Below are 6,090 nucleotides of genomic sequence, written 5' to 3'. Positions count from 1 at the left end.
TGCCCCGGCATATATTATCTTCGTCTTCCAGGCCTTTAATCAGCCATTTACGTGCGCCAAGGCACTGTTGCGGGCGGTCTTGCGCAAGCCGCCCGATGGCCCAGTAGCAGGAGCGGCGCAGGATGGCGTGGTCGCAAAAGTTGTCGTCGTGGCCGAGATCAATAATGTAGGAAATGAGGATGCGGTGAAAATCTTTGGCAAGGGGCTCGCTGGCTGCCAGAATTTCGCCAAAGGCGTCCGGGATGCCCCAGCCGATATTGCCGGATTCTTCATTGAGGTGCCACATGAGGCGGCGAATTATGTTTTTGGCCACTTCGGGCTGGCTTTTGGCAAGGCGGGCTGTCACCTGCCCCAGAGCCACGGCGGACCTGTGCATGGTCTGTGGGCCAAGCAGCAGGAATGAAAACAGCGGTCCTACATTTTCAAGGCCGCCTTGAGCAATTTCGTCCAGATGGCTGCGCCATTCCGGACTATTAATGCAATCCTTCAGTTTTTGTTTGGCTGAGCGCATTCGGGCCATGATCCATATCCTCCGGGGGCAGTGTTCTGGCTCCGCTTATATAGTTATAGTTTTTTTCCATTCTGGCAAGGCGGTGCGTCACATTGCGTTTATGACAGATGCCAGACCTCGCCGACGTCAGCGTAACTCCTGCCTGTTATTACCTCAAATGCCGCAAAAGAAAGTCACCCAGAAGGGCACGCTGAAGTCCAGCACCAGCGCATGTACAATGGCGATGAATATCCACTGGTTTCCGGCATAGCGTGTAATGACGGGCAGGGTTGTGTCCATTGTGGAAGCACCACCGCAACTGATGGCCGCCGTTGGGCCGATAAAACGCACCATAAGAGGTGTGAAAAGCAGCGTTATCAGTTCGCGGCTGATATTGCTGAGAAGGGCAATGGTGCCCAGTTCCGGCCCTTTGTACTGCGTGATGAAAATGGACGAGAGCGAATAATAGGCAAAGCCCGCGCCCACGGCCATGCATTCGGCGGCGCTGTATGCGAGAAAAAGGCTGACCAGGGCTGTTCCCGCAAAGGTGCCCGCCGTGGTGGCCAGGGGAAGCAACAGCACGCGTGGCCGCAGGGTGCGCAGCATCTCGCCAAGCCGTCTGTCCGACCCCATTGAAATGCCCACAAGAACCATAAGCAGCCACAGCACATAGAGCGTCATGTCATGCTCAATGAAATAATCAGGCACAAATCCCGCGCGGGCCAGTATCAGCCCTGCAATAAAAAAGCCCATAATAACGAGGCTGCCGTTCATGACCGCGCATCCTTGTTACTGGAGGCGGGCGAGGCGATGCCGCCAGAAGGCGCGTCGGCAGAAAGCAGCGTAAAGGCGGCAGGTTCCGGCGGCTGGCGGAAGAAGCGGCGGATGCAGAGCACGCAGACAAAAGACCCCGCTATGCCTGCAAGAGTCAGCACGATGGCAGTGCCGCCCAGTTCCGGCAGGGCGGCCATGAGGGCGCTGTTGCCTCCCACTGAAATGCCAAGGGCAAAAAGCAGTAGAATAATAGTTGGGGAAATGCAGCGCGCAAGCATGGCAGCCAAGGGTTTGCCGCGCAGCAGAAAGCCCACGGCAATGCCCATAAACATGAGGCCGATGGCAATAAACACAAAATCCTCCGAAACCTGAAAAACATTGACGGCAGCTTGCACCGAAAATCGCCGCAGGGCCGTGCCCGGTACCAGACATGCCTGCCTTTATGTGGCCGTGACTGAATATACGCGGGCAGATTAACGCTGAAATGCTTCACATTTCAACATTGTTGATCTGCGCAAAATGCAATTTTCGGCAAAATACTTGCGTGTTGCGACGCACTGCATTCTCATGCCGCGTTGGAGCATTAAAATTTTCTCAAGGGTAGCATGCTCCAGGCATGGCGCCACGGGCGGCCCGCTGGCAGAAGCTTCGCGGCCCGCCTGTTGGATCAAATCAGAGAATATTCATTTGAAAAAAACTGGCTTCGCAGTAGGTCATTTGGGAAGAACGTGATTTTCGCCCGGGGCATGCCCAGTCGGCTGGCGGCTTGCTAAAGTTGCTGCCGCGAACCGAACCCTTGAAAGGCTAAAATACGTTAGCGGGCGACCTGTCGCAGGGCCTGCCGCAGAAAGGCCAGCATGGAGGCATAGCGCTGATCTTCACGCTGCATATAGTCCACATCCCACAGCACCCACACCATATGCCCCTTGTAACGCGTTTGTTGCAGTGGGCGCAGGCCGGGGGGCAGCCCCAAAGCCTTCACCGCAGCCGAACCCATAACCACCACGCCGCGCGCGCCAAGGCCCGAGGCACCTGACCAGAAGGCGTCCGCATGGGGCATAAGGGCATCTTCCTGATCGGGCGTGCGGTCTTCCGGCGCGGCTGGCAGGCCAGCGGGCCAGAATGTGTGGGTTCCGGCAGGGTGCGCCAGATCCTGAAGCAGTTTTTGTAAAAAGCCCCTGCGTTCCAGACGGCCTTCGGCTTGAGGGTCGCTGAGGTCAAGGCCGAGATTCCAATACGTCCACAGGATCAGGCCGGGCCGGGTTTTTTCCAGTTGCTGACGCCAGGGGGCGGGCCAGACATGCGGCGGCAAGGGTTTCCACAGGCGGCTGTCAGACGCGGTTTCCGGCGCCGTGGCTTCAGTGCGGGGCGCAATGCCTGAAGGCGCTGTGCGGGCTGCGCCCTGAGAAGGCTGTGCGGCTCGGTGCGGCGGTCTCGCTGCCTGCCCGGCCTGTCCGGTTTGTCCGGCCGGGCCAGTTTGGCCTGCTTGCCCGGAGGCCTCGGGACGAGCGCCCTGCCTGCCAGCATAGGCTGTTGCGGTGCCTCCCGCAGCCCCGCGCACTGGCGGGCGGGCAACGCTTTCAGGCTGCGGCGCCGCAAAGGCGTCAAACCCTTGGGGCATGAGCAGGCTGGATAACCCGCGGCGCTGCCAGAGGGCGGACAGGGGGTTTACATACGCAAAAGCCACGAACATAACTCCCAGGCCACGTCGGCCTTGCTCTGGTTGGGCCAGATTTCTTCGCGCCCGTTGGCGTCCACCACAGCCATGCTGTTGGTGGGGGAACAAAAGCCGCTGTCTGCACAGTTAACAAGGTTCCCCGCCAGAAGGTCGGCCTTTTTGCGGGCAAGCTTGGCGTGGGCCAGGGGCAGCAGGGCATGCATGTCCGGTGCGGTTTCTGCGGCAAAGGCCAAAATTTTCTGGCCGGGCGCGCGTTTTTCCGCAAGGCTTTGCAAAATATCAGGGTTGGGCTGGAAGTCCAGGCTGAATCCCTGAGGGGCTTCGGCCTTTTTAAACTTGCGCCCGCCAATGGGCTTGGGCGAAAAATCCGCCACCGCAGCGGTGAACATGCCCACATCCATCTGCGCCCACAGGTTGGCGGCCACAGCATACATGTCTCTGGCGCTGACCACGTCGCGCCGGGCGATGCCCTGCGGCATGCGGGCACGGACGCCGGGGCCGCATATGGCTGTCACTTCCGCGCCGCGCAGCCATGCGCAGACGGCCAGTGCCGCGCCCATGAGGCCGCTGGAAGGGTTGGACCAGAAGCGCACGCCGTCCCAGGCTTCACGCGTGGGGCCAAGGGTGACCATAACGCGTTTTCCGGTCATGTCTTGCGGGGTCAGCGCCCGCAGGGCGGCCAGAAAAATGTCGTGCAGGGGGGCAAGCCTGCCCTCGCCTTCGTCGCCGCAGGCCGTGCCGCCGCAACCGGGCGCAACAACGCAGGCTCCCCGTTCGCGCAACAGGGCCACATTGGCCTGAGTGGCGGGGTTGGCCCACATCCGTGGATTCATGGCCGGGGCAATGACCAGGGGGCCGTCAAAGGCCAGAGCCTGTGCGGCCAGCATGTCGTTCGCGGCGCCGTGGGCAAGGCGAAAGAGCGCGTCAGCCGAGGCAGGGGCCACGACCATTGCATGGGCGTGCTGTCCCGGTTCCAGATGGGCGAAAATTTCCTGTCCCTGAGTGAACATGTCTTCGTAGACAGGTGTTGCCCCCAGAGATTCAAAGAGCATGGGAGTCACAAACCGCCGTGCTCCGGGCGTGAGTGTGGCCGAGACGTGGATGCCGATGCCGCGCCACGCCCGCAGAAGATCCGCAGCCCGGTAGCAGGCCACGGAGCCGCACACGCCGAGATGCAGCCGTTTGTGCTCAAAGCGGGTGCTGTGGTCAAAGGGCGTTTTCAGGCCGCTTTTCTGATCGTTCATAGGCTTCGCTCCTGTAGACCACCGCCGCTGCTGCTGTTGCCGCCGCCGTACGAACCGCTGCCCTGGCTCGAATGCCCGCCCTGCGGCGTGGTATTCATGCCGCCGGAATCGCTCGAGCCGCCAAGGCCGCCGGAATCGCCGCCGCCAGTGCCGCTGTTGCCCGTGTTGGCGGCATCCTGCATGGGCAGAGCCGCGCCGTCGGGCAGGCGGTCTGCAACCCAGATATTCAGTACAGTCAGCATGGTCTGGCTTTCAAAGGTCAGCACAGCCATAGTTGCGCCTCGGTCATAAACATAAACGGCGCGGGCCCCCTTGCGCAGGGCCATGCGCAATTGCCAGCCCTGACCTTGCAGGCCGGAGTACATGATCTGCGCCGCAAATCCTGTATCTACCTGCCCGCGCAGAACTTCCATTCCCTGACGTCCACCGCCGGGGCCAAAGTCCTGAAAGCCATGCGAGCCGTAGCGCTGCATGCCCGCAGGTGTAGGTACGCCAAGCAGCAGGCTTGTAGTAGTATCCGTGCCGCCAGTCAGAGGGTCGTTGGAAAAAGGATTTTCCAGCCCAATAGAGGCGCAGCCCGGCAGGGTAGCGAGAAGTGACAGTAACGCAAGGATGACAAGAGGCCGCCGCATGGCTATACTCCTTCCCTCCCTTCGTCATACCGAGGGGAGCAATCACGTCACCCTAGCCTCAACGCCCTGCGCTGACAAGAGCAGCAGGGCCGGAAAGGGCGGGAACATATAACCAAGGCTCGGAAGCCATGCATATTGAGGAAGCGGATTTTTTACTGGAAAATTATAATTTTGACCTGCCGCAAGAGCAGATAGCCCAGTTTCCCCCCGACGAACGGGGCGGTTCACGGCTTCTGGTCATGCCGCGCACCGGCGCACTGGATTTGCGCCACGAAAAATTCAGCGACTTGCCGGACTGCCTGCCCGAAGGGGCATTGTTGATAGCAAATAACTCCCGTGTCTTGCAGGCGCGTCTTTTGGGTACGCGCTCCACGGGCGGCAAGGTGGAATTTCTGTTGCTCACGCCCCTGCCCCTGGTGGTGGAACGGGCCAAGACCGACAAAAAGGGCGGCTTTTCCGCTGAGGCTGAAGGGCTTGTGCGTTCCGGCGGCAGCATTCGTGAAGGGGAATCTTTTGACTTTGGCGCGGGCATCAGCGTGACCGTGCTGGAATCCGGCCCGTTCGGGCAGCGCCGTGTGCGTCTGGCCTGGAAGGGGGATCTGGCGGCGGCCTTTGCGGCAACCGGGCATATTCCCTTGCCGCCCTATATCAAAAGGCCCGATGCCGAGGATGATCTGAGCCGCTACCAGACCGTCTATGCCCGTCAGGACAAGACAGGTTCTGTGGCCGCGCCCACGGCGGGGCTGCATTTTACCCCGCCCCTGCGGGAAAAATTGGCCGAAAGGGGCTTCCAATGGGCGGAAGTGACCCTATATGTAGGGTATGGCACCTTTAGCCCAGTGCGTAACGCCGACATCCGCAGTCACCGTATGCATCGGGAGTATGTGGAAATTCCCGAATCCACAGCCCTTGCCATCGCCGAGGCGCGCGCGCAAAAAAGGCCCGTCATCGCTGTGGGAACCACCAGCCTGCGCGCCCTTGAGGGCGTGGCAGAACTGTGCGGCCGCGTGCAGGCCTATACGGGCTGGACAGATATTTTTCTTTATCCCGGCAGGCCGTTTCGTGTGGTTGATGGTCTGGTGACCAACTTCCATCTGCCGGAATCTTCGCTGCTCATGCTGGTATCTGCCTTTGTGGGGCGCAAGCGCATGCTTGATGCTTACCAAGAGGCCATTGCCCAGGGTTACAGATTTTTTTCATATGGGGATGCCATGCTGATCCGCTGAAGCCCTTTGCCGCAGGTTGTTCGCTTTTCCGGCATGCCGGAACGGC

The 6,090-nt window shown here is 60.5% G+C and carries 7 protein-coding genes; 1 reads left to right on the top strand and 6 read right to left on the bottom strand.

Annotated elements, in window-relative coordinates; genetic code table 11:
- The 6 genes from QM579_RS01035 to QM579_RS01010 all read right to left on the bottom strand — a co-directional run.
- Nucleotides 1-520, bottom strand: a 520-nt coding sequence (locus tag QM579_RS01035) for a DVU0298 family protein (protein WP_414997377.1), incomplete at its 3' end; no start/stop codon positions are given.
- A 144-nt stretch (nt 521-664) separates the two neighbouring features.
- A complete protein-coding gene (locus QM579_RS01030; protein WP_414997376.1) occupies nt 665-1,264 on the bottom strand; it encodes a lysine exporter LysO family protein in 600 nt (199 codons plus the stop codon).
- Nucleotides 1,261-1,617 carry a LysO family transporter gene (locus QM579_RS01025; protein WP_414997375.1) on the bottom strand — a complete coding sequence of 119 codons (357 nt, stop codon included), beginning with the start codon at nt 1,615-1,617 and terminating at the stop codon, nt 1,261-1,263. Before QM579_RS01025 ends, QM579_RS01030 begins: the two co-directional genes overlap by 4 nt.
- Before the next feature lie 461 nt (nt 1,618-2,078).
- Nucleotides 2,079-2,951, bottom strand: coding sequence for a hypothetical protein (locus QM579_RS01020; RefSeq protein WP_414997374.1), 873 nt, complete (start codon nt 2,949-2,951; stop codon nt 2,079-2,081).
- Nucleotides 2,933-4,186, bottom strand: a complete 1,254-nt coding sequence (gene coaBC, locus QM579_RS01015; RefSeq protein ID WP_414997373.1) for a bifunctional phosphopantothenoylcysteine decarboxylase/phosphopantothenate--cysteine ligase CoaBC — start codon at nt 4,184-4,186, stop codon at nt 2,933-2,935. The genes QM579_RS01020 and coaBC overlap by 19 nt, the downstream gene beginning before the upstream one ends.
- On the bottom strand, nt 4,183-4,818 hold the full coding sequence (locus QM579_RS01010) for a hypothetical protein (RefSeq protein WP_414997372.1): 636 nt from the start codon (nt 4,816-4,818) through the stop codon (nt 4,183-4,185). Before QM579_RS01010 ends, coaBC begins: the two co-directional genes overlap by 4 nt.
- Before the next feature lie 128 nt (nt 4,819-4,946).
- Here QM579_RS01010 and queA point away from each other — a divergent pair, with 128 nt between their 5' ends.
- Nucleotides 4,947-6,044 carry a tRNA preQ1(34) S-adenosylmethionine ribosyltransferase-isomerase QueA gene (gene queA / locus QM579_RS01005; protein WP_414997371.1) on the top strand — a complete coding sequence of 366 codons (1,098 nt, stop codon included), beginning with the start codon at nt 4,947-4,949 and terminating at the stop codon, nt 6,042-6,044.
- Nucleotides 6,045-6,090 lie beyond the last annotated feature (46 nt).

Source organism: Desulfovibrio sp. (assembly GCF_047607245.1).
Taxonomy (GTDB): Bacteria; Desulfobacterota; Desulfovibrionia; order Desulfovibrionales; family Desulfovibrionaceae; genus Desulfovibrio.
This window is presented reverse-complemented; position numbering and strand designations above follow the sequence as displayed.

Excerpts from the sequence above, each read along its gene's own strand:
- QM579_RS01030 (WP_414997376.1), bottom strand. The coding sequence starts at position 1,264 with ATGAACGGCAGCCTCGTTATTATGGGCTTTTTTATTGCAGGGCTGATA.
- coaBC (WP_414997373.1), bottom strand. The coding sequence starts at position 4,186 with ATGAACGATCAGAAAAGCGGCCTGAAAACGCCCTTTGACCACAGCACC.
- queA (WP_414997371.1), top strand. The coding sequence starts at position 4,947 with ATGCATATTGAGGAAGCGGATTTTTTACTGGAAAATTATAATTTTGAC.
- QM579_RS01010 (WP_414997372.1), bottom strand. The coding sequence starts at position 4,818 with ATGCGGCGGCCTCTTGTCATCCTTGCGTTACTGTCACTTCTCGCTACC.